At 33.2% G+C, this 20884-nt stretch carries 20 protein-coding genes; 10 read left to right on the top strand and 10 right to left on the bottom strand.

Annotated features, from left to right (window positions below):
* Positions 1 to 19 precede the first annotated feature (19 nt).
* From H526_RS29565 to H526_RS0118635, 5 genes are all read right to left on the bottom strand, one after another.
* Entirely contained in the window at positions 20 to 1117 is a 1098-nt protein-coding gene (locus H526_RS29565; RefSeq protein ID WP_162144506.1) for a glycoside hydrolase family 3 N-terminal domain-containing protein, read from the bottom strand.
* A gap of 29 nt (positions 1118 to 1146) precedes the next feature.
* Positions 1147 to 1992 carry a sulfurtransferase gene (locus H526_RS0118650; protein WP_027394397.1) on the bottom strand — a complete coding sequence of 282 codons (846 nt, stop codon included), beginning with the start codon at positions 1990 to 1992 and terminating at the stop codon, positions 1147 to 1149.
* A 2-nt stretch (positions 1993 to 1994) separates the two neighbouring features.
* Entirely contained in the window at positions 1995 to 2450 is a 456-nt protein-coding gene (locus tag H526_RS0118645) for a nuclear transport factor 2 family protein (protein WP_027394396.1), read from the bottom strand.
* Positions 2451 to 2551: 101 nt separating this feature from the next.
* Complete coding sequence (locus H526_RS0118640) at positions 2552 to 2797, bottom strand: VF530 family protein (RefSeq protein ID WP_211237848.1); 246 nt, start codon at positions 2795 to 2797, stop codon at positions 2552 to 2554.
* Between the two features lie 63 nt (positions 2798 to 2860).
* Positions 2861 to 3856, bottom strand: coding sequence for an NAD(P)H-dependent glycerol-3-phosphate dehydrogenase (locus H526_RS0118635; protein WP_027394394.1), 996 nt, complete (start codon positions 3854 to 3856; stop codon positions 2861 to 2863).
* A gap of 214 nt (positions 3857 to 4070) precedes the next feature.
* Here H526_RS0118635 and H526_RS0118630 point away from each other — a divergent pair, with 214 nt between their 5' ends.
* From H526_RS0118630 to H526_RS0118600, 7 genes are all read left to right on the top strand, one after another.
* Positions 4071 to 4994, top strand: a complete 924-nt coding sequence (locus H526_RS0118630) for a hypothetical protein (RefSeq protein WP_027394393.1) — start codon at positions 4071 to 4073, stop codon at positions 4992 to 4994.
* Between the two features lie 282 nt (positions 4995 to 5276).
* Positions 5277 to 5489 (top strand): hypothetical protein, encoded by a 213-nt coding sequence (locus tag H526_RS0118625; protein WP_027394392.1) that lies wholly within the window; start codon positions 5277 to 5279, stop codon positions 5487 to 5489.
* A gap of 113 nt (positions 5490 to 5602) precedes the next feature.
* Positions 5603 to 6142 carry a 3-hydroxyanthranilate 3,4-dioxygenase gene (locus H526_RS0118620; RefSeq protein WP_027394391.1) on the top strand — a complete coding sequence of 180 codons (540 nt, stop codon included), beginning with the start codon at positions 5603 to 5605 and terminating at the stop codon, positions 6140 to 6142.
* A gap of 162 nt (positions 6143 to 6304) precedes the next feature.
* On the top strand, positions 6305 to 7858 hold the full coding sequence (amaB, locus tag H526_RS0118615; RefSeq protein WP_027394390.1) for an L-piperidine-6-carboxylate dehydrogenase: 1554 nt from the start codon (positions 6305 to 6307) through the stop codon (positions 7856 to 7858).
* A 206-nt stretch (positions 7859 to 8064) separates the two neighbouring features.
* Positions 8065 to 8442, top strand: coding sequence for a hypothetical protein (locus H526_RS0118610; RefSeq protein ID WP_027394389.1), 378 nt, complete (start codon positions 8065 to 8067; stop codon positions 8440 to 8442).
* 88 nt (positions 8443 to 8530) lie between these two features.
* Complete coding sequence (locus tag H526_RS31075) at positions 8531 to 12217, top strand: T9SS type A sorting domain-containing protein (protein WP_081415652.1); 3687 nt, start codon at positions 8531 to 8533, stop codon at positions 12215 to 12217.
* 75 nt (positions 12218 to 12292) lie between these two features.
* On the top strand, positions 12293 to 12778 hold the full coding sequence (locus H526_RS0118600; protein ID WP_027394388.1) for a hypothetical protein: 486 nt from the start codon (positions 12293 to 12295) through the stop codon (positions 12776 to 12778).
* Between the two features lie 3 nt (positions 12779 to 12781).
* On the opposite strand, the gene H526_RS0118595 is transcribed toward H526_RS0118600, so the two are convergent.
* The 5 genes from H526_RS0118595 to H526_RS0118575 form a co-directional block, all read right to left on the bottom strand.
* On the bottom strand, positions 12782 to 13900 hold the full coding sequence (locus tag H526_RS0118595) for a TFIIB-type zinc ribbon-containing protein (RefSeq protein WP_027394387.1): 1119 nt from the start codon (positions 13898 to 13900) through the stop codon (positions 12782 to 12784).
* Positions 13901 to 13986: 86 nt separating this feature from the next.
* Positions 13987 to 15123 carry an SPFH domain-containing protein gene (locus H526_RS0118590; RefSeq protein ID WP_027394386.1) on the bottom strand — a complete coding sequence of 379 codons (1137 nt, stop codon included), beginning with the start codon at positions 15121 to 15123 and terminating at the stop codon, positions 13987 to 13989.
* A gap of 168 nt (positions 15124 to 15291) precedes the next feature.
* A complete protein-coding gene (locus tag H526_RS0118585) occupies positions 15292 to 15804 on the bottom strand; it encodes a hypothetical protein (protein ID WP_155839732.1) in 513 nt (170 codons plus the stop codon).
* A gap of 128 nt (positions 15805 to 15932) precedes the next feature.
* Complete coding sequence (locus H526_RS0118580; protein ID WP_027394384.1) at positions 15933 to 16478, bottom strand: hypothetical protein; 546 nt, start codon at positions 16476 to 16478, stop codon at positions 15933 to 15935.
* Positions 16479 to 16579: 101 nt separating this feature from the next.
* Positions 16580 to 18268 (bottom strand): ABC transporter ATP-binding protein, encoded by a 1689-nt coding sequence (locus tag H526_RS0118575; protein ID WP_027394383.1) that lies wholly within the window; start codon positions 18266 to 18268, stop codon positions 16580 to 16582.
* Positions 18269 to 18395: 127 nt separating this feature from the next.
* Here H526_RS0118575 and H526_RS0118570 point away from each other — a divergent pair, with 127 nt between their 5' ends.
* Genes H526_RS0118570 through H526_RS0118560 form a run of 3 tightly spaced genes read left to right on the top strand, consistent with a single transcriptional unit; the run spans position 18396 to position 20880 of the window.
* Positions 18396 to 19853, top strand: a complete 1458-nt coding sequence (locus H526_RS0118570) for a sensor histidine kinase (RefSeq protein ID WP_027394382.1) — start codon at positions 18396 to 18398, stop codon at positions 19851 to 19853.
* A gap of 24 nt (positions 19854 to 19877) precedes the next feature.
* Positions 19878 to 20084: a DUF4177 domain-containing protein gene (locus H526_RS0118565; RefSeq protein WP_027394381.1), complete on the top strand. Its 207-nt coding sequence runs from the start codon at positions 19878 to 19880 to the stop codon at positions 20082 to 20084.
* A 13-nt stretch (positions 20085 to 20097) separates the two neighbouring features.
* The gene (locus H526_RS0118560; RefSeq protein ID WP_027394380.1) at positions 20098 to 20880 is read left to right on the top strand and encodes an enoyl-CoA hydratase/isomerase family protein; all 783 of its coding nucleotides are present in this window, start codon (positions 20098 to 20100) and stop codon (positions 20878 to 20880) included.
* Positions 20881 to 20884: the final 4 nt, after the last annotated feature.

The following is a 20884-nucleotide window of genomic DNA, read 5'->3' as shown; positions in this document are numbered from 1 at the left end:
TTAAAGTAATTGTATCTGTTTAAATAACCCCTCCACAAACCTTTAAACGAAGTATCTTCTTAACGGATTGAACAACTTGTTTTTTATAAGCAGGGTTTGTTTTCATTTCAGAAAGAATTGCATTTATGGTGGTATTTTCGTTTTGAGGCATTAAAATTAGATCACAACCCGCTTTAGAAGCCAATAAAGGTGCGTTATTAAGAATAGTAACAGCTTTCATAATATTTAAAGCATCAGAAATTATAATTCCCTTAAACCCCATTTCTTCTTTTAGTAATCCTGTAATAATTTTTCTAGAACAGCTAGAAGGCAACCCATCAGTTCCATATTTCTCGTTATTTTGGATGGTTATGTGCGCAATCATAATGGATAATACACCATCTTCAATAATCTTTTTATAATTATCTACTTCCTGTAATGGACCATCAATATAAACACTTTGTTTATGCGTATCTCCTTTTACCAAACCATGACCAGGAAAATGTTTTGCAGTGGCGATGATTCCACCCGCTTGCGTACATTTTATAAATTGATTGGCCAAGGTAATTACTGCATCCTTATCGCTACCATAACTTCTGGATTTAATGGCTTCATTACTGGCACTTATGTCTAAAACAGGTGCGTAATTATGATGTACTCCAATTTCTCTAAGTTCTGTATTAATTGTATTAACTACTGCATCAGATTGTGCCTCGGTTTTTATGTCAATTGTTTTTCCAACGTCTTTTGCTCCTTTAATTCGACTGGCAAATAAACTGGGCTCTGCGTCCATGCTAAAAAGTAGAGGCAGTGTCTTATTTTTAGTAGAAATTGCGTTTAAGGTGTTGATACTTTCTGTATGTGTTTTTTTACTTCCTTTAAGAAAGACCACACCTCCGATGGCGTCATTTTCGGTCAACTTTTTAACTGTAGCCATAGGTTTTCCTAACTCTCCAGCTGATGATATGATCATTTGAGCTACTTGTTGTCTTTCTGAAAGTGTATTATAGATAGAGTCTACGGTATACTCCAATTCGGAATTGTAGGTGTAAAAATCCTGTAACCCGAATTTTTTAGATTGTGCATTGCTTTGAATAATAGATAAAACTGAAAGTAGTAATAATGAAAAATATCGCATAGGTAATGATTTGGGTTTTATTAAATAGATTAACAATGGATCGGAGCGTCTTTTAATTGGCCCCATTCGCTCCAAGAGCCATCATAAATCCACAAGTCAGTGTATCCAGCAAGATGAGCTGCTAATAAAATCACACAAGCAGTAATACCTGAACCGCAGCTAAAGATCAATTTTTTATTTTCAATTTCAAAATCATCCAATAGTCTTATTAGTTCTTTTGTTGGAAGCATTTTTCCATGTTGTAATACCTTTGTATAAGGCAAACTTAATGAGTTAGGAATGTGTCCGCCTTTTAGATCGTTTCTGGGTTCTGGATCAATTGCTTTAAATCGGCCAAAAGAACGTGCATCAAGGATCAGAGATTTTGTACTGTTCATTTCAAATAAAATGTTTTTCGCGTTAACAATGTATTTGGAATGATCGTTTATTTTAAAATTTCCTAATGGAAATTTGGTCGCAGACCCTTTTTTTTTAGTAGGTAATTCGCTTTTTATCCATTCGGGTAATCCACCATTAAGTACTGCTACATTTTTATGACCTAAAGAGGTAAACATCCACCAGGCTCTTGGACTTGAGTATATACCTAAAGTATCATACACTACAATTTTTGAGTTAGTGTTGATACCTAATTTTCTACAATTTTTTTCAAAAAAATCAGAAGAAGGAAACATATTTGGTAAGTTCGAATCTTGATCAGAAAAGGATTTTTTGATATCAAAAAATCGAGCTTTTGGAATTTGTAATTCTTGATCAGATGCGACAGAAGAAGTAGCCTTTTTAATACTAGCATCAAGAATAACAAGATCTGGATGATCTAAATTTTTAGATAACCAATCTACAGAAACTAATGGTGAAGGGAATTGTAAAGTTGTCATTCTTAGGATGCTTGGAATTTATCAAGTAATCTATTGGTCTGTTGATGTAGTTTTTTCTTAAAAAAATTAGTTCCGCCTAGTAGCTTTCCTTTCCAACCAATTGCTTGCGAAGCCCATTTGTGTAGGTTAAAATGATCTGTGTGTTTTATAATTTTACCATCTTTAAATTCGAACTCAGCATCGATACTATTATGAACAGACCTTCCTGTTTGACTAAAACTATACCAAGCCTCCCAGTGTGCAGAACCTTTTTGATCATCTGCTTCTACTTTAGAGAACTCTACTTTAAGATCTTTCCCATTTTTACAAAGCATTTGCCACATTTTTTTGGCTCTTTCACCTTTTAATTTTCCGAAACCAGGATCTTCAAAAACAATATCATCGTGATAACAAGAAATCATTTTCTCTGCATTTCCTTCGCTTAATCCAGTATAAAATTTTTCGATAAGTTCTTTCATATGTATAAAGTTACAAAGAAATATATACTAATAAGTGCATAAGGGTTTCTTATTGATATTTGAGAAATACACGCAAACATTGTGAAACCTTATTTTTGATCTTATTTATTCATACTATCTAATTCTAGATAAAGGCGTTCAACTTTATCTCGTGCCCATTGTGTTTTTCTTAAAAACTTAAGACTAGATTTAATAGATGGGTCATTCTTAAAACAATTGATAGAAATTTTATTAGACAATCCTTCCCAACCATAATGGTCTACAAGCAATTCTAATATAGTTAACAACTTCATTCCGTGTAATGGGTTATTCGGTTGTTTTTTGATGGTTTTGTTTTGATTGTCCATTAATTAGCTTATCGATAAAGGCTTTTACTTTTTACCCAATTATTTAAATTTTAGATAGTATTATCAGTCCAACTTGTCCGCCAGTTTCTTGAATATTTTTTTAGGATTTTTGTTTTCATATAATATATCGTGTACTGCATCAATTATTGGAGTACGAGTACTACTGGTAGCATCCAGTTCATAAGCAGTTTTTGCAGCATAATATCCCTCTGCAACCATATTCATTTCCATTTGAGCACTTTTTACGGTATAGCCTTTACCAATCATATTACCAAACATGCGATTACGCGAAAAAATAGAATATCCAGTAACAAGTAGATCTCCTAGGTATGCCGAATCGTTAATATTACGTTTCATTTTATGAATTTTTTTAATAAAACGTTTCATTTCGCGAATAGCATTACTCATTAAAACACTTTGGAAATTATCTCCATATCCTAATCCGTGGGCAATTCCTGCTGCTACAGAGTAAATATTTTTTAATACAGCAGCATACTCCGTACCAATAATATCATCACTTACCTTACATTTGATGTACTCACTACTTAGGTTTTTGGCAACGATTTTTGCTTTGTCTTCATCGTTAGATGCAATTGTTAGGTATGATAGGCGTTCGAGAGCGACTTCCTCTGCATGACAAGGACCTGTAATTACGCCGATATTATTAAAAGGAATATTATAAATATCATGGAAATGTTCTCCAACAATTAAACCTGTTTCGGGTACAATTCCTTTAATAGCAGAGAAAATAACTTTATGTTCTAAGGACGCAGTAAGCTTTTGCAATTCGGTATGTAAAAAAGCGGATGGTATTGCAAAAATTAAATAATCCGCATAGGTAACTGCTTCATTAATATCATTAGTAAGTTTAAGTTGATCCATCTTAAACTCTACTGAGCTTAAATAATTTGGATTGTGCTGTTGTCTTTTTAGGTGCTCTAAAGCATATACACTTCGCATATACCAGCCTACTTCGTTTAGATTTTCAGTAAGCATTTTTACGATAGCAGTAGCCCAACTACCACCACCGATCACAGCAAATTTTAATTCTTTATCCATGTAAAATGATTGTGAGTTCAAAAATAAGGAAAATACAACTCAAAATAAACACTTGATAACCAGTTAAATGAGTTTTTGGCACACGTTTTGGTTTCTAGATTATGAAATGAGCCATTACAATATGTTGGTGCAAAACTAAATGTTCTATGGCGAATCCTATCTGACAATTGAAAAACAATAAAAAGAGCAGATAAAATTGAAAAACACTTAGCTTATGAAGACTTTAAAATTACTTTCGGCTTTTATGATTAGTTCAATGCTTCTAACTTCTTGTGTAACAGAAGTAGTAGTAGAAGATGATGTTTTTATTGAAGAACCTGCAATTACATTAAACGAACTATTAAATACATATGAAATCTGGTACGTGGATATAGAACGTACACAAGGTAATGGAGAAATTCCTTTTCTTCAGAAAGCTTTTACCGTTTCCTTTAAGAATGGAACCTTTTATGCTAATAATAACTTGGTAGGAATTGGGAGTAATGGAAATGGTTTTGGATTGGATGTTGGGTATTATAATACGTTTAGAATGGAGGTCGATATTAGTCATGATATTGATGGTGTATATAGTCTTGATGTCACTCAATATGGAAATAATGAAATTAGATTGTATGATGGAGTTACTAATACTAGTTATTATCTAATAGGTTATCAAAGAAATACGTTTGATTATGATAGAGTGTTTTATGATAACATACATTACTTCTTACATGAATATGTTACTTGGGAAAAAGTATATACAAGTGATTTTGGAGCACTAAATGAGTTTGATAATGAAAATTATTTACAATTTTTATATTATGGATCAGGTGATAATTTTAAAAGTTCTGAAGACGTTAATGTGTCTAATATCAATGATATATACTACGATTATAGTGGCTATTATGCGGTAGATGATGTGCCTAATAATTTCTATATGAAAAATTTAACACTTGATTACGATTATTTGGGCAATGAATATTTCGAGTTAACCGTTATAAATGATAGTAAGATAGAATTATTACATCCTGCTTCTGGAGCAATTTATGAATTTGTAGGTGAAGGATACCTTCAATTTAAGAGTTCTAAAGATGGAAAACCATCTCAGAATGACAAAAGAAGATTAAAAAAAGCTGATTTTATGAAGCTTACAAAATAAAACAAGTCGCACTAGACGATATAAATTTTTTTGGTTGGTTATTTAGTTGGAAATCGCTCTACAAGAGAAATCTTGTCTGGGCGATTTCTTTTTAGTAGCAAGATATTTCAATTGATATAAGAACTAAAGAATATTCCCTGGTAACCTCGCGTGCTAAATAAATCATAAACACTTGATAATAAGTGCTCATTTTGATCAAAATGAGGATGTATTCTGTTTAAAAACTATTGATTTGGTGTATTATTCCCTAACTTTAATAATTCAACAAATCAAATTAATCATATGCTTAAAAAAATCTTAAACATCGACAACAGCAAAAAATTAAGTAAGACGGAACAACAATCTATTCAAGGAGGAGGCTTTCCTTTTTTTGATGAATGTTGTGCGTGTGTTTTTAGACCAGGAAATAGCCCTTTCCCAATTTTAATTACACAATCTTGTTCTGATCCTTGTCCAATTGATGGGAGTACAGAATATGAAGAAACTGGTTGTTAAACTTTACAAAAGCGAACTTAGGTTCGCTTTTGCTTTTTTAGAGAAGATTACTTTGGTTTTTATAAAGATTTCAAGTGATTTGCTTAATTTTATGTTTCAAAATTGATATAAATATGGGAATTCGAAAACCTTTTAATCTTGATAAATGGATAAAAGAAAATAGAGATACACTTAAGCCTCCTGTAGGTAATAAAAATTTATACAAAGATGCGGGAGATTACATCGTAATGATTGTTGCTGGTCCCAATGCAAGAAAGGATTATCATTATAATGAAACAGAAGAGCTATTTTACCAATTAGAAGGCGAGATAGAAGTTCATATACAAGAGAATGGTAAAAAAGAAACTATGAAATTAGGACCAGGGGATATGTACTTGCATCCTGCAAAAGTTCCCCATTCTCCAGTACGTCACGAGGGATCTATAGGCTTGGTAATAGAAAGAAAACGTGTTGATTTAGAGGCTGAAGATGGATTATTATGGTTTTGTGATAATTGTAATACTAAATTACACGAGGTTTACTTTAAGCTAAATGATATTGAAAAGGATTTTCTTAAACATTTTAAACATTTTTATGGTAGTCAATCGTTAAGAACTTGTAATAATTGTGGTGCAGAAATGCCAGTAGATAAGAGATTTGTTACAGAACCATAAAGAGTCAATTTAATTTGAAACTTTTAATTTTAATAGAAGATTGATTTTTTTAACAAGGTTTTTTTAGAATATTATTCAAAATCATCAATATAACGGGTCAAAATTTAATATATCTTCAAAACGCAGTATCTTTACGGTCTCTAAAAATATAATTCAAAAAATATGGCAGCTATAGCAACAGATTTTGGAATAGAAGAAGCATTAAAGCAATTAGGTGTTTCTGATCTTAATAAAGGAACTTCTACAGGTTCTGATTGGTTTTCTAATGGTGATGAAATTTCATCTTTTTCTCCAGTAGATGGTAACTTAATAGGAAAAGTCACTACTACCACAAATAATGATTATGAGAAAGTAATAGAAAAGGCTCAATCGGCTTTTAAATCTTGGAAGTTAATGCCTGCTCCGCTTAGAGGAGAGATTGTTAGACAGTTTGGAGAAGAATTAAGGGTTTTAAAAGAGCCTCTTGGTAAATTAGTTTCCTATGAGATGGGTAAATCTTATCAAGAAGGACTGGGAGAAGTTCAGGAGATGATTGATATCTGTGATTTTGCTGTTGGTTTATCTAGACAATTACATGGATTAACCATGCATTCAGAGCGACCTGGGCATAGAATGTATGAACAGTATCATCCATTAGGAATAGTAGGTATTATTTCTGCTTTTAACTTTCCTGTGGCTGTTTGGGCTTGGAATACGGCTTTAGCTTGGATATGCGGGGATGTTTGTGTTTGGAAACCAAGTGAGAAAACACCGCTTTGTGGTATTGCTTGTCAAAATATAATAGCTAAAGTTTTAAAAGAGAATGATATTCCAGAAGGAGTTTCTTGTCTTATTAACGGAGATTATAAAGTAGGAGAAATGATGACTACTGATAAACGGATTCCGTTAATTTCTGCGACAGGATCTACTAGAATGGGTAAAATTGTTGGAGCTACAGTTGGAGAACGTTTAGGGAAATCATTATTAGAGCTTGGAGGAAATAATGCGATTATTGTAACTCCGGACGCTGATATTAAAATGACTGTGATTGGAGCTGTTTTTGGTGCTGTTGGAACAGCAGGACAGCGTTGTACCTCGACGAGAAGATTGATTATTCATGACTCAATTTATGATAAAGTAAAAAATGCTGTCGTAGACGCTTATAAGCAATTGCGTATTGGAAATCCTTTAGACGAGAATAACCATGTAGGACCCCTTATTGATAAAGACGCTGTAAGCGGATACCAAAATGCTTTGGAAAAAGTAGTAAAAGAAGGAGGAAACATTGTAGTAGATGGTGGTGTTCTTTCTGGAGAAGGATATGAAAGTGGATGTTATGTAAAACCTGCAATCGCGGAGGCTGATAATTCTTTCGAAATTGTTCAACACGAAACATTTGCTCCAGTTTTATATTTATTAAAATATAGTGGTGATGTAGAAAATGCAATTGAGGTTCAGAATGGTGTTGCTCAGGGATTATCTTCGGCAATAATGACTAATAATTTACGCGAAGCAGAAAGATTCTTGTCTCATGCAGGATCGGATTGTGGAATTGCTAATGTAAATATTGGAACCTCTGGTGCCGAAATTGGAGGTGCTTTTGGAGGAGAGAAAGAAACTGGAGGAGGAAGAGAATCTGGTTCTGATGCTTGGAAAGTATATATGCGTAGACAAACAAACACTATAAATTATACAACAGAATTACCTCTTGCACAAGGTATTAAGTTTGATTTATAATAGTTGAAATTATATTTTTTAATAAGGCGTCTATTTTTTTTAAAATAGACGCCTTATTACTTTTTTATAGATCTTAGCAGTACTTTATTCATCATCTGCAAACTTACTAAAGTGAACAAGAATCAAATAGATTATATATATTCGCGGAAATGAAGACGCAACCAGATGGTTTAAATTGCATCTTCTTAATAAATATGCAAAGGAATATGAAGAAATTAGTACTTATATTATTAATAATTTGTACCGGGTGTAACCTAGACGAACAAGATACACTAGATCCGGTATTCTGTACAGATGAGCTTAGAGCAGGTTTAGATATTACAATAAAAGACGCAACAATAAATGATTCTTTTTTAATTTCAGGAATTACTGTGATTGCTACGGATGGTGATTATACCGAAACATTAGTAAATTTTGAAAACACAAATTCATTTGTTGGCGCTTTTGAGAGAACAGGGAACTATGTAATTACTGTAAGTGGCAATAATTACGAGACATTTACTTCTACCATACCAATAATAGTTGATAAAGATATTTGTCATGTAATTACACAAAGCAGAGAAATCATTCTTCAACCAAATTAACAAGATAGTATTATATTTTGATAATATTTTAACAAATGTTTTAAGGTCAATGAGTTAGTTTTGGTATTCACACAAAATTAACTTAAATATGAATTCAACTCTACAACACCTCAAAAGAGGTTTTTGTGTTTGCGTAATGGCTTTAGCAACCTTCTCTGCAACCTCACAAACACAACAATTAAAGACTACAGCTGATGAAAAACCTAATAAAGGACATCAATTGTATAAGCAAACAAAAATGTTTGATAGTAAAAAAGGATCTACTGATGCTAAAACTCCTCTAGAAAGACAAGCGGATAATGCTATAGAAAGATCACAATTTGACTTGATGAGATTAAAAAACCCTGCTACAGGTAAAATACCAGATGGAATTAGAAAAGCAGAGGTTCAGTTCTCAGAAAAGATCAATTTAAGTGATGAATCACAAAAATCGATACAAACTGCTGCTAAATCAGGTAGATTCTCTTTTTGGAAAAATAGAGGGCCGTACAACGTAGGAGGTAGAACTCGTGCGTTAGCAATTGATAGAAGAAATGAAAATGTAATCCTAGCAGGTGGAGTATCTGGAGGATTATGGAGAACGGAGAATGCTGGAGAAACTTGGAGAAAAGTTACAAGATCTTTTCAGAATCCTAGTATTACGGGAATTGTGCAAGATCCAAGACCAAGACATAGTTTTACTTGGTATTACATTTCTGGAGAACGTTATGGAAATTCAGCAAGTGCTGGAGGAGCATTTTATCAAGGTAGTGGAGTATACAAATCCAGAGATGGAGGACGTACATTCGAACTGTTAACAGCTACAGCAAATCCTGATGTTGGGATATTTAATACAAATGAACCTTTTGATTTAATTAATTCAATTGCTATCGATCCTACCAATGGAGATCTTTATTTAGGTACAATTACTGGTATTCAAAGATCACAAGATGGAGGGAATTCTTTTACAGAAGTATTAACTGGTGGTTTTGATAGTAAAGCAGAAGTAGCAATTTCTTCTACGGGTCAAATATATGCTACAGTGGACTCTGATACTGATCCAACAGCTGGATTCTTTACTTCTACAGATGGAGACACTTGGACAAATATCACACCAGAAGGATTTGTACCTGCGTATGGAAGAACTGTTATGGGAATTGATCCTTCTAATGAGAATACTGTGTATTTTCTTACACAAAACAATTCTGGAGGATTTCCAGCTTTATTAAATAGATATGATCTTGCAGCAGGAACATGGACTGATTTAAGTGTAAACTTGCCTTTTGGTATTGGTGGAAGTGTAGGAAATTTAAATCTACAGGGAGAGTATAATATGATAGTAAAGGTACATCCTACAGATAGCAATTTAGTATTTGTTGCAGGAACTAATGTGTACAGATCTACTACAGGATTTACTACTCCTACTGGACAAGAAAGTTGGATAGCTGGATATTCTCCATTAAATAATGTAAGTCTATATACAAATCAACATCCAGATCAACATGCATTATTATTTTTCCCTTCAAATCCTAATAAAGTATTATCAGGAAATGATGGTGGAGTTTATGTTACAGAAGATATTACAGCTACTAATGATGGTATAGAACCAGTAGCTTGGACATCGTTAAACAATGGTTACATTACCACACAACCATATCACGTAGCATTTGATCCAGAGCCAAATACAGATGATTTAGTAGCTGGATTCCAAGATAATGGTACTTGGTTTACTAATTCCACGGATTCTGATGCCATTTGGGAATCAGATTTTGGAGGAGATGGAGCTTATAGTGCAATTGCGGATAATGGTAGAACGCGTTATGTTTCTTCTCAGAGAGGTAATGTGTTTAGATTTAATTTTGACGAAGAAGGAGTATTTGAATCATTCTCTGCTGTAGAACCTGCAGGAGCCTCAGGTTTTGCTTTTGTTAACCCATTTATTCTTGACCCTAATAATGATAATATCATGTATATGCCGGCAGGAAGTACGATATGGAGAAATAACGACCTAGATGGATTGCCTTTATTTACAAATACAAATGCAACAGAGAATTGGGTAAATCTTACGAACACTTCAACTCCTGATGGATCTACTATTACTTCTTTAGATGTGTCTAAATTTCCAGTAGCTAATAGATTATACTATGGTACAAACTCTGGAATTGTGTTTAGAATGGATAATGCGAATATAGACGGTCAGCAAGCAATTGATATCTCAACTGGAAAAGGATTGCCAGGAGGTTTTGTTAATGATATTAATATCGATCCGTCTAATGTTGATCGCGTAATTGTTACCTATTCTAATTACGGAATTCCAAGTGTATTTATTACAGAAGATGGTGGAGATACTTGGACAAATATTAGTGGTAACTTAGAAGAAAATGTGGATGGATCAGGTAATGGACCTTCTGTAAGAAGTACTGCTTTTTTAGGTAGTAGCGCAGGTAGATTTGGTGCTCGATTACAAAGAGTATTTGCTGCAACAAGTACTGGTTTATACTCTACTAGAAGGTTAAATGGGCAAAATACTGTTTGGAGAAAAGAAAATTTTGCAATTGGTAATTCAGTAGCCGATGAAGTAGTTACAAGAAAAGATGGATTTATTGCTGTAGCTGCTCACGGAAGTGGATTGTTTAGTGCTCGTTTTCCTATAACTGCTAATCCATTACCAGAATCTAATTTGGTTACTGCCTTTTTATTAGATGATTTTGGTGTTAGTGAAAATAGTGAAGATACAAGTATAGATATAACAGGTTTATTTGTGCAATCTCAAGGATTACCAATTGATATTGAATTAACTAATTCTGACCCAGAATTAGTAACAGCTACATTGACAGGTAATACACTTACCCTATCATATGCGCCAGATAGTATCGGTTCAGCTTCAATAGGTTTAATTGCTACTTCGGGAGAAGAACAAGTAGCTGAAGGTTTTACAGTTACAGTATCTGAACCTTCTATCTATGAACAAACAAATACACAGGTATCTACAATACCTTCTCAGAACTTCTTAGATTTTAATGGTCTAGCGCAGTCTGCTGATGATTTTACAGTTCCAGCGGGTAATACATGGAATATTAATAGGATAGTAGCTTTTGGTGCTGTAAATGGAAGTCCTGCATTGAACAACGTAAGTATTGTTATTTATGAAAATGAAGGAGGGATTCCTGGTGCAGAAGTTTATAATAGTGGAGAGATTGCTCCTATTTCAGAACCAAATATTTCAAATTTAAATATAGATCTTCCAGAAGCGGTTACTTTAGAGAGTGGAGAGTATTGGATATCAATATATACTAATCTTGCCTTTAATGGTGGGAACCAATGGTTTTGGGCATCACAGGATAATGTAGTAGGTGAGGTAACTCAGTTTAGAGATCCTGCTAACCTTTTTGGTACAGGAGCTATAGATTGGACTGCTACAACAGTTGCATTAGGAAGAGATCCATTAGATCAAACATTCCAAATTTTTGGAGATATTATAAGTTCTAATGAAGATGTAGTAGAACCTGAATTAGAGGTTACGTTAACTACATTAGACTTAGTAAATGAGATTTCTGTTTATCCTAATCCATCTAATAATACATTCTTCTTTAATTTTGGAGATGCGATTTCCAAATCAAGCAAAAATGTAGATATTAATATATTTAATAGTACTGGTAATTTAGTGCATACAATATCTGATGTTAACTCTAATGCTAACGTAAATTGGGATGCATCGAGATTGGCTTCTGGTTTGTATTATGCGAAAATCTCAGGAACTAATACAAATACTGTAGTTAAATTACTTAAGAGATAGAGCTACAGGTTTTAATAACAATTAATTAAGAAAAAAGGAGTTGATATAATTGACTCCTTTTTTTATATTAAGATTATGAATAAACTTATGTACATAGGGTTGATTGCAATCTTGTTTTCTTGTAAATCGAACAGTATCGCCCAAGAAAATGTGAAAAACAAAACCGAAAAGCCAAAGGTAGAGAAGCCAAAGTTTGGAGATACTAACAATGGTGATATGCCTAAGCCTAATGGATTTACTCAAAACCAGATAGCTCCAAATACCATTCATCTAACAGTTGAGGTTATGGAGCTTTATAGTAATAAACTAATTTGTGATGTTTCCCAAGAAACTGCAGTAAACGTTAAGATTAAAGAAATTAAAGGTTCGGGTTCGGGTTTAGTAAATAGGGTTTCGGTTAATAAAGAAATAACAATTGCTTTAAGAAAAGGAATATCAAAAGATATTACTTATTTAAAGTCAAAACTGAGTAAAGATATTTTCATTATAATTAAGGAAAAACCTTGTATGAATTTTAATCAAACTATGTACGAGATAGTTGGTTATGAGTTTAGACAATAGCTCTTATTGTTGATTTCCATAGGTATCGGCTAACCAAATAATTAATAAAATTAGAGCTATTATAAAAAGTACAAAGAAAAATATTTTCCAAAAGGAATAGGGTCTTTTTCCAGATATTTTTCCAGTTTGACCATTTACAAAAAAATTATATTTCTTTCCATTGTATTGGTAGGCGCTAATATAGACCGGAAGCAAAATATGTTTAAATGTTTCTTCTGATAGACTCATATTTACAGAATGTACTCTTTGCGTATCACCTCCAATATCGTGACGCGACCAGGAACGTGCTATTCTTTCCGCTTCTTGGGTAGAAGATAAATGACCATCCTTTAATGGTATAGTGTATTTTTCTGTAACAAAGCCTGCTAAAAAACTAGTATTAAAAGGTTCTAACGCTTTAAGATTCCAATGCGCAATTTTCGAAGGAATTGGGTTTTTCCTTTGATTTGATGCTTTTATCAGTGTATCATCTACAAAACCACTAACACTTCCGCTTGCAGGAGTCCATCTTGTTCTTTGTTCTTGTCTCGTACCTCTAACAGTTTTTCCGTTTACTGTTTTAGTGTAAGGAACGCTAACATAATAATAATCTCCTCTTTGTCCTGTATACGTCGCGTATAACTGAGCATCAAATGTCCAATAGGGAAGGTATAGACCCTTAGTATGCTCAGGGTCCAAAGCAGCTTTTTTAAGATTATTTGGAGCAAACCATAATTCTTTTACCCATTTTGTAAAAATTTCATGTGATTTTTTTTGATCAAATTGAAAAGGGAGGACAGCTCCAGGAAGAATCCAATCTTCTTTGTATGCATCCTCTATAATTAGAGGCATGGTACAATATACACAGTGTAATGATTTATAATTTTCTTCTATATGTTGATTAGCACCACAGTTTTTACAATGAAGCATTGTAATCTCTTCAGAATGGGAAAGAGATCCCATTTCCTCGAGATAAGGTTTTAGCTCAAGTTCTTTAAATTCATCTTCTTGTTGATCAATGGTTTCTTCATGACCACAATAATCACATTTAATTTCAGAGGTACCAGGTTTATAGGTTAATTCGGCACCACAATTAGCACAAGATTTCTTTTGTTCAGAAAATATTTTTTTTTCTTCTTCCATTCAGGAATTATGATAGTAGAGGTTGTACAAAGTTATCCTTTCTTTCGGGTAAAACGAAAGAAAGGATAAAAAGCATATTTATTTTATTAAGCTCCCGGAAGTGGAGGAGGAGTATTACCTCCTAAAAATGATTTTAATTCTTCTACATCCTTTATAGCGGACCAATTTGCCATTCCTTGTTTCCATACTAGAGAATCTTTATTTACTGTTCTATTAGCAAATAAAGATTTTAACTGATCAAAAGATACTGGTCCGGCTTGTTGTCCGTTTATCGCATAGAAATATTGCACTTGCACTGGCATTGGCGGTGGAGCAATTGGTGCAGATTGCTGAGGTTGTGCTTGTTGTTGTGTTGCCATTGGATTCATCATTCCGCCCATCTGTTGTGCTAGTACAAATCCCATTCCCATTCCCATTCCTGCTCCTGCGGTACCTCCTTCATTTGCAGCGGCTGCTTCTATCGCTTTGGCAGTTTTGAATTTGGTTAATTTATCAAGGTCAATCTTATCAATTCTACTATATTCAAAAATTTCTTTTTTCAGATCTTCCGGCATAGAAACATTCTCTATAAAGAAGCGTTCCAAGGAAATACCAACAGAATTAAATTCTGGTTGCATTACTTCTTGACAGGTTTCTGATAGTTCAGTAGTGTTAGCGGCATATAATTCTATTGGAAAGTTAGCCTCTCCGACAGTATCGGTAAAACGAGTAGAGATTAAACTTTTAAGATGTTCGTTAATTTCAAAACTCGTGAAATTAGCATCTGTACCTACGATATCTACTATAAATTTACCTGGATCACTGACTTTAAATGCATACGTTCCAAAGGCTCTAATTTCTACCAGACCGAAACGGTCATCATTTAATGTTATTGGGTTTTTTGTACCCCATTTTTCATCTGTAAAAAGACGTGTGTTCACAAAATATATTTCTGCTTTAAACGGGCTATTAAACCCATACTTCCAACCTTTTAATGTTGTTAAAATTGGCAAGTTTTGAGTATTTAAAGTGTAGGTTCCAGGCTCAAATACATCGGCTAATTGACCTTCGTTAATAAAAACAGCTGTTTGCCCTTCTCTTACGATTAATTGAGCACCATTTTTTATTTCATTTTGATAACGTTCGAATCTATGTACAATGGTATCCTGTGTATTATCTAACCATTCTACAATATCTATAAATTCATTACTTAGCTTCTTTTTTATTTCGTCAAAAATTCCCATTGGTGAGTTGATTTATAATTCGTGTTCTAAAACTACAAAATAGGATGCTTGTGTAAAAATTAATTTTAGATTAATTCTAAAAAAGCAAACCTTAATATGCAAGGCATATTAAGGTTGCAAAGTACAAATAAAGGGTAGCAAAGGATTATGCTGTCGACTTTATATTGACTAGTCCAGATTATAGAAAGATTGAAGGTCCTCAAAGTTTTCAAAATTGTCACTACTGGTTGCTGTACCTTCTATGATAACATATTTTAGTTTTGTTATTTGTGCGTTTAGCGGTCCCGAAGATGATAATGCGTATATAGTCAATGTATCGAGACTGTAGGTAAATGTTATGACTTCATCTGTACCATCTGAAAAAGGGAAATTATATGTCATAGGAAACCATATGTCATCTCCAAATAATTGAAAATAGACTAGGATTAACGAATTATCTAATATATCTTGATCAATGTCAGTATCTGTAATAACAAATTCATTTGCGGCCCCTCCAAGATAGGTTCCGGCTGACCATGTTACATTATCTACTGTTTTTACAAGTACATTAGCATTTCCGTCTTGACCTGCTGGACCAATGGCTCCATCGAGTCCATTTGCTCCATCTTCTCCATCACAAGAAGTTAATACTAAGGCAAAAGCCATTATTACATACGTTAAAAATTTCATTGTTGTTTTCATCATTTTAAGTTTAATGTTTGCTATTAGTGTAGGTTTATAGCAAGAGGTAAACATTTAGATTTAAAAAGACCTATTCAAGTGTTTTTGAATAGGTCTTTGGATAGGAAAGATATTTGACCAAATATGGATTATAAAGAAATAAGTTCTGTATTTTGATTGTCTATATAGATAGTCATCGATTTCTCTATAGTATTAGACGAACCATCTAATCCTCCAAAATCTTTTACAAGAAAAGAAAATGAGATACTTATTGATTCTCCATTAGTTACTAATTTTCCTGCTAAGATGTTCCCGGTTGTTGGATTAGTAGGATCACCATTCCAATAGATAGAGCTAGAAAGAAATGTAAGCGTAGTGGTCTCCCAAGGTGCAGGGATTTCTTCGGAAAACTCGATGTAATCATGTGGATATTGCCAAGAGATTCTCTCTACGCCACCAGTATCCGCTCCCGAAAAGATAAAATCATATGTTGTATCTGTGCGCAAGTTAAGTTGTATGCTAGAAAAATCATCATCTTGAGTAAATGTTCTATTAAAACCATCCCCAGAAATATTAAAGGAAAAAGTAGGAGTAGTTGTATCAGTTTCTGGAATGTCGGTTTCGCAAGAAATAAAGAATAATATTGCAATTGCTAAGACTATCTTTTTGATATTTTTTATGCTATTTGTTTTCATCACGTTAAGTTTTGTTATTTAAAACTTGGTGTGCTTATAAACAAATAAGTAAACATCATTGGTGATGATAATTCTTAAAAAGAAATGTTGTGGTAATTATATCAAATACCCTTTGGGATGGCATTGATGAGTTTTTTTGTGTATTCTTTTTTAGGGTTTTCGTAGATAATATCTGCATCACCTTGTTCTTCAATTTTACCTTGGTTCATAACCAATAATTGATCTGACATATACTTTACTACAGCAAGATCATGAGAAATAAATATATAAGTAAATCCAAATTTCTCTTTTAATTCATTTAATAAATTAAGAACTTGAGCCTGAACTGATATATCAAGAGCACTTACGGATTCATCGCAGATGATTAACTTTGGTTGAAGGGCTATGGTTCTGGCAATACCAATCCTTTGACGCTGCCCGCCACTAAATTCGTGAGGATATCGATTAAAATATGAAGGATCCAGTCCAACTCGTTCTAAGAGGCTAATTGTTTCTTTTTTACGTTCAGTATCATCAGCATATAATTTATGAGCTTTCATGGGTTCCATAATTGCCTTACCAATAGTCATTCTAGGGTTTAGTGAAGCAAATGGATCTTGAAATATCAATTGGATATCTTTTCTTAGAACTCGTATAGATGATGGAGAAAGTTCTGTTAGATCCTGACCTTTATATAAAATTTCTCCTTGGTCAGCTTTATCCAATTGAAGAATGGTATTTCCTAAAGTAGATTTTCCACATCCGGATTCTCCAACAAGACCTAGCGTTTCACCTTCGTATAACGAAAAACTAACTCCGTCAACTGCTCTGAACTCCTTTTTACCAAACCAACCAACTTTAGAGAAAAATGTTTTTTCTACATTTTTTACTTCTAGCAATGGTGTGTTGCTATATAATTCTTTATGATGCTCTTCTCTGTCTGTTTTGGTAATTTGTTGTCTTTCTTTTTTTTGATCGTTTAGATAATCTTGTATGGTCGGTAATCTTTTATACCTAATATCTAAAGATGGTCTTGCATAAATTAATGCTTTTGTGTATTCTTTTTGAGGGCTATTAAAGATTTCGGAAGTAGTATTCTGTTCTACCATTTTTCCTTTATAAACTACTAAAACATTGTCAGCAATTTCAGAAACCAATGATAAATCATGAGAAATAAATAGAATACTCATTTTGTATTCTTTCTGAAGCTCTTTGAGTAAACTAATGATTTCTTTTTGTACTGTAACATCTAGTGCGGTAGTAGGTTCGTCGGCAATAAGTAGTTTCGGTTTACACGCAATTGCCATGGCAATCATTATACGTTGTTTTTGGCCACCACTTAGTTCATGAGGATAAGAATTATAGGCACGAACTTCATCTGGAAGTTTTACTTTTTCGAACAAAGAGAGTACTTCTTCTTTGGCTTCGGACTTGGTAAACTTAGTATGTTGTAATAAAATTTCTATAACCTGCTTGCCACATTTCATTGAAGGATTTAAAGAACTCATAGGTTCTTGAAAAATCATGGCAATTTCATTGCCACGGATAGAACGTAATTTTTTATCGTCAAAATCAAGTAAGTCATTATCACGGTAGAAAATCTCACCAGAAACTTTTGCTGTTTTTTTTGAAAGTAATCCCATAACTGCCAGAGAAGTAACTGATTTCCCACTACCGGATTCCCCTACAACACCAAGTATTTCGTTGGGCTTTATATCAAATGAAATATCATATAGTACCTGTATTTCTTTCTTTTCTGAAGAAAAAGAAACATTTAGGTTTTTGACAGAAAGTAAAGGCTCATTGTCCATAGTATCAAAACTAAGTAAATTTAGTCAATTACCTCCTATAAAACATAAGGTAGCTAGGTTATAATCTAGCGTTGTTTTAAAGTTTTTTTGGTGTGATATTTGTTATATTTACGTCTCAAAGAATACTATGAAGCTTACCAAACTCTCTCTTAGAACGAGGATTTTTATTTCTATGACCGTGTTAGTTCTGTTGGCTTCTGTATTGGTTGCGGCTATTACTGTATATCAATATAAAGAAGAAGCAGAAGAATATCATCGTGAGCGATTAGAAAGAAAGGAAGAACGGATTAAAATAGCTATAAATAATGCATTAAGTAGTACTACCTATCCTGTTATAGAAGAGAACGTTGCTCTAATTTTTAAAGAGAAGAAGAAAATCAATCAAATATCTCAAGAGCATACATTACCAATTAATATTTATAGTCTATCTGGTAAACTATTGGTTAAATCCGAAGAGACTTTTGTTAATGATACGGTTGATAAACAGCTTAACCAACATATTATCGACACTTTAGGTAGTGGATATGAAAAAAGATACCTAGGAGTTTCAGAAAAAAATGGAGAACATTTTTTATCCTCTTACACATATATCAAGGATTATAAATCAAAACCTTTAGCGATCCTTAATTTACCATACTTAGAAGATGATAATTTCTTTTCTCGTGAATTATGGGAATCTCTTACAAGATTGGGTCAAGTGTATTTATTAATGCTTTTAATTGCAATAGTTTTAGCTTATTTTTTATCAAAATACATAACTAGATCTCTAAAAACTATTTCTGATACAATAGATCAGACCCGTTTAGATAAACGTAATAAGAGAATAAGAATAGGTGATTCTAGTGATGAGATTTATTCACTTGTGAATGCCTATAATAGTATGATCGATGAATTAGAAGAAAGTGCTGCAATGTTGGCTAAAAGTGAGCGGGAAGCCGCTTGGAGAGAAATGGCAAAACAAGTAGCTCATGAAATTAAAAACCCACTTACTCCTATGAGATTGACTGTTCAAAGTTTTGAGCGTAAGTTTGATCCTAACGATCCTACTATTGAGAAAAAAGTAAAAGAATATAGTGATACATTAATCCAACAAATTGATACTATGAGTTCAATAGCTTCGGCATTTTCTAATTTTGCTCAAATGCCAGCGCAGAAAAGTGAAACTTTGGATGTTGTAAAAATTGTGGGGTTGGCTTTGGATATTTTTAATGAACATTACATTGTTTTTCCATCAGAAAAAGAAGAAATTATTGCCAAGTTTGATAGAACCCAATTAATACGTGTGGTAACAAATTTGGTAAAAAATGCAATACAAGCAATATCAGAGGATCATACTCCGAAAATTATGGTAAATGTATTTACAGAAAAAGATGATGTTGTGATTACGGTTGCTGATAATGGAGTTGGGATTACCGAAGAAAACAAAAAGAAAATATTCGAACCCAAATTTACAACCAAAAGTAGTGGTATGGGGTTAGGACTGGGTATGGTTAAAAATATTGTGGAAACGTATAACGGAAGTATTACCTTTACATCTCAAGAAGGAAAGGGAACAGTTTTTAAAGTGAAATTCCCAAAATTGTAATACGAACATATTAACGAAAAAATCATGAAAGAGTATAAATTAGAATCTTTGATTTACTATTCAAAACTTACCTTGGATAAAGAACATATCTTAAAATCTTCTTCCAAAGATATTCAGGAAAAATTAGATCTTTATGCTAAAGATGGATGGAGATTGGTGTCTACTGATGTAGAAGATTTTGGATTGGGCATGTATTTCTATTTGTACTTCGAAAGAGATTTAAAACAATAAACAAACAATATAAATAATGTATAATAATATTCTCACAACTCACAATAGCGGTATAACAACGATTACAATTAATCGTCCATCAAAATTAAATGCATTAAATAAAGAAACAATTCAGGAATTACACGATGCGTTTGATGAGGCAAATAAAGATGTTAAAACGAAAGTAATTATTATAACTGGAAGTGGAGAAAAGGCTTTTGTAGCTGGTGCTGATATTAGCGAATTTGCTAATTTTTCTGTTGATCAAGGAGGTCAATTGGCAGCTAAGGGACAAGAATTACTTTTTGATTTTGTCGCGAATTTATCAACACCAGTAATTGCAGCTGTAAATGGTTTTGCACTTGGTGGCGGATTGGAGTTAGCTATGTCTGCACATTTTAGGATTGCAAGTGATAATGCTAAAATGGGATTGCCAGAAGTGTCTTTAGGGGTAATACCGGGATATGGAGGGACCCAGCGTTTACCTCAATTGGTTGGTAAAGGAAGAGCTATGGAAATGATTATGACAGCAGGAATGATTGATGCTAATCAGGCTTTAAATTATGGATTAGTAAATCATGTTGTTTTACAAGAAGAATTGTTACCGCTTGCAGAAAAGTTGGCAAGTAAAATTATGAGAAATTCGTCGGTAGCTATAGGTGCTGCAATTAATGCGGTGAATGCGGCTTATGAAGATGGTGTGAATGGTTTTAAAACAGAAATAAAAGAGTTTGGCAATTGCTTTGGAACAGAGGATTTTAAAGAAGGAACTACGGCGTTTTTAGAAAAAAGAAAAGCTGATTTTCCTGGGGAATAAGTTG

Source organism: Aquimarina latercula DSM 2041 (assembly GCF_000430645.1).
Taxonomy (GTDB): domain Bacteria; phylum Bacteroidota; class Bacteroidia; order Flavobacteriales; family Flavobacteriaceae; genus Aquimarina; species Aquimarina latercula.
This window is presented reverse-complemented; position numbering and strand designations above follow the sequence as displayed.

Excerpts from the sequence above, each read along its gene's own strand:
- H526_RS29565 (WP_162144506.1), bottom strand. The coding sequence starts at position 1,117 with ATGCGATATTTTTCATTATTACTACTTTCAGTTTTATCTATTATTCAA.
- H526_RS0118650 (WP_027394397.1), bottom strand. The coding sequence starts at position 1,992 with ATGACAACTTTACAATTCCCTTCACCATTAGTTTCTGTAGATTGGTTA.
- H526_RS0118645 (WP_027394396.1), bottom strand. The coding sequence starts at position 2,450 with ATGAAAGAACTTATCGAAAAATTTTATACTGGATTAAGCGAAGGAAAT.
- H526_RS0118640 (WP_211237848.1), bottom strand. The coding sequence starts at position 2,797 with ATGGACAATCAAAACAAAACCATCAAAAAACAACCGAATAACCCATTA.
- H526_RS0118635 (WP_027394394.1), bottom strand. The coding sequence starts at position 3,856 with ATGGATAAAGAATTAAAATTTGCTGTGATCGGTGGTGGTAGTTGGGCT.
- H526_RS0118630 (WP_027394393.1), top strand. The coding sequence starts at position 4,071 with ATGAAGACTTTAAAATTACTTTCGGCTTTTATGATTAGTTCAATGCTT.
- H526_RS0118625 (WP_027394392.1), top strand. The coding sequence starts at position 5,277 with ATGCTTAAAAAAATCTTAAACATCGACAACAGCAAAAAATTAAGTAAG.
- H526_RS0118620 (WP_027394391.1), top strand. The coding sequence starts at position 5,603 with ATGGGAATTCGAAAACCTTTTAATCTTGATAAATGGATAAAAGAAAAT.
- amaB (WP_027394390.1), top strand. The coding sequence starts at position 6,305 with ATGGCAGCTATAGCAACAGATTTTGGAATAGAAGAAGCATTAAAGCAA.
- H526_RS0118610 (WP_027394389.1), top strand. The coding sequence starts at position 8,065 with ATGAAGAAATTAGTACTTATATTATTAATAATTTGTACCGGGTGTAAC.
- H526_RS31075 (WP_081415652.1), top strand. The coding sequence starts at position 8,531 with ATGAATTCAACTCTACAACACCTCAAAAGAGGTTTTTGTGTTTGCGTA.
- H526_RS0118600 (WP_027394388.1), top strand. The coding sequence starts at position 12,293 with ATGAATAAACTTATGTACATAGGGTTGATTGCAATCTTGTTTTCTTGT.
- H526_RS0118595 (WP_027394387.1), bottom strand. The coding sequence starts at position 13,900 with ATGGAAGAAGAAAAAAAAATATTTTCTGAACAAAAGAAATCTTGTGCT.
- H526_RS0118590 (WP_027394386.1), bottom strand. The coding sequence starts at position 15,123 with ATGGGAATTTTTGACGAAATAAAAAAGAAGCTAAGTAATGAATTTATA.
- H526_RS0118585 (WP_155839732.1), bottom strand. The coding sequence starts at position 15,804 with ATGAAAACAACAATGAAATTTTTAACGTATGTAATAATGGCTTTTGCC.
- H526_RS0118580 (WP_027394384.1), bottom strand. The coding sequence starts at position 16,478 with ATGAAAACAAATAGCATAAAAAATATCAAAAAGATAGTCTTAGCAATT.
- H526_RS0118575 (WP_027394383.1), bottom strand. The coding sequence starts at position 18,268 with ATGGACAATGAGCCTTTACTTTCTGTCAAAAACCTAAATGTTTCTTTT.
- H526_RS0118570 (WP_027394382.1), top strand. The coding sequence starts at position 18,396 with ATGAAGCTTACCAAACTCTCTCTTAGAACGAGGATTTTTATTTCTATG.
- H526_RS0118565 (WP_027394381.1), top strand. The coding sequence starts at position 19,878 with ATGAAAGAGTATAAATTAGAATCTTTGATTTACTATTCAAAACTTACC.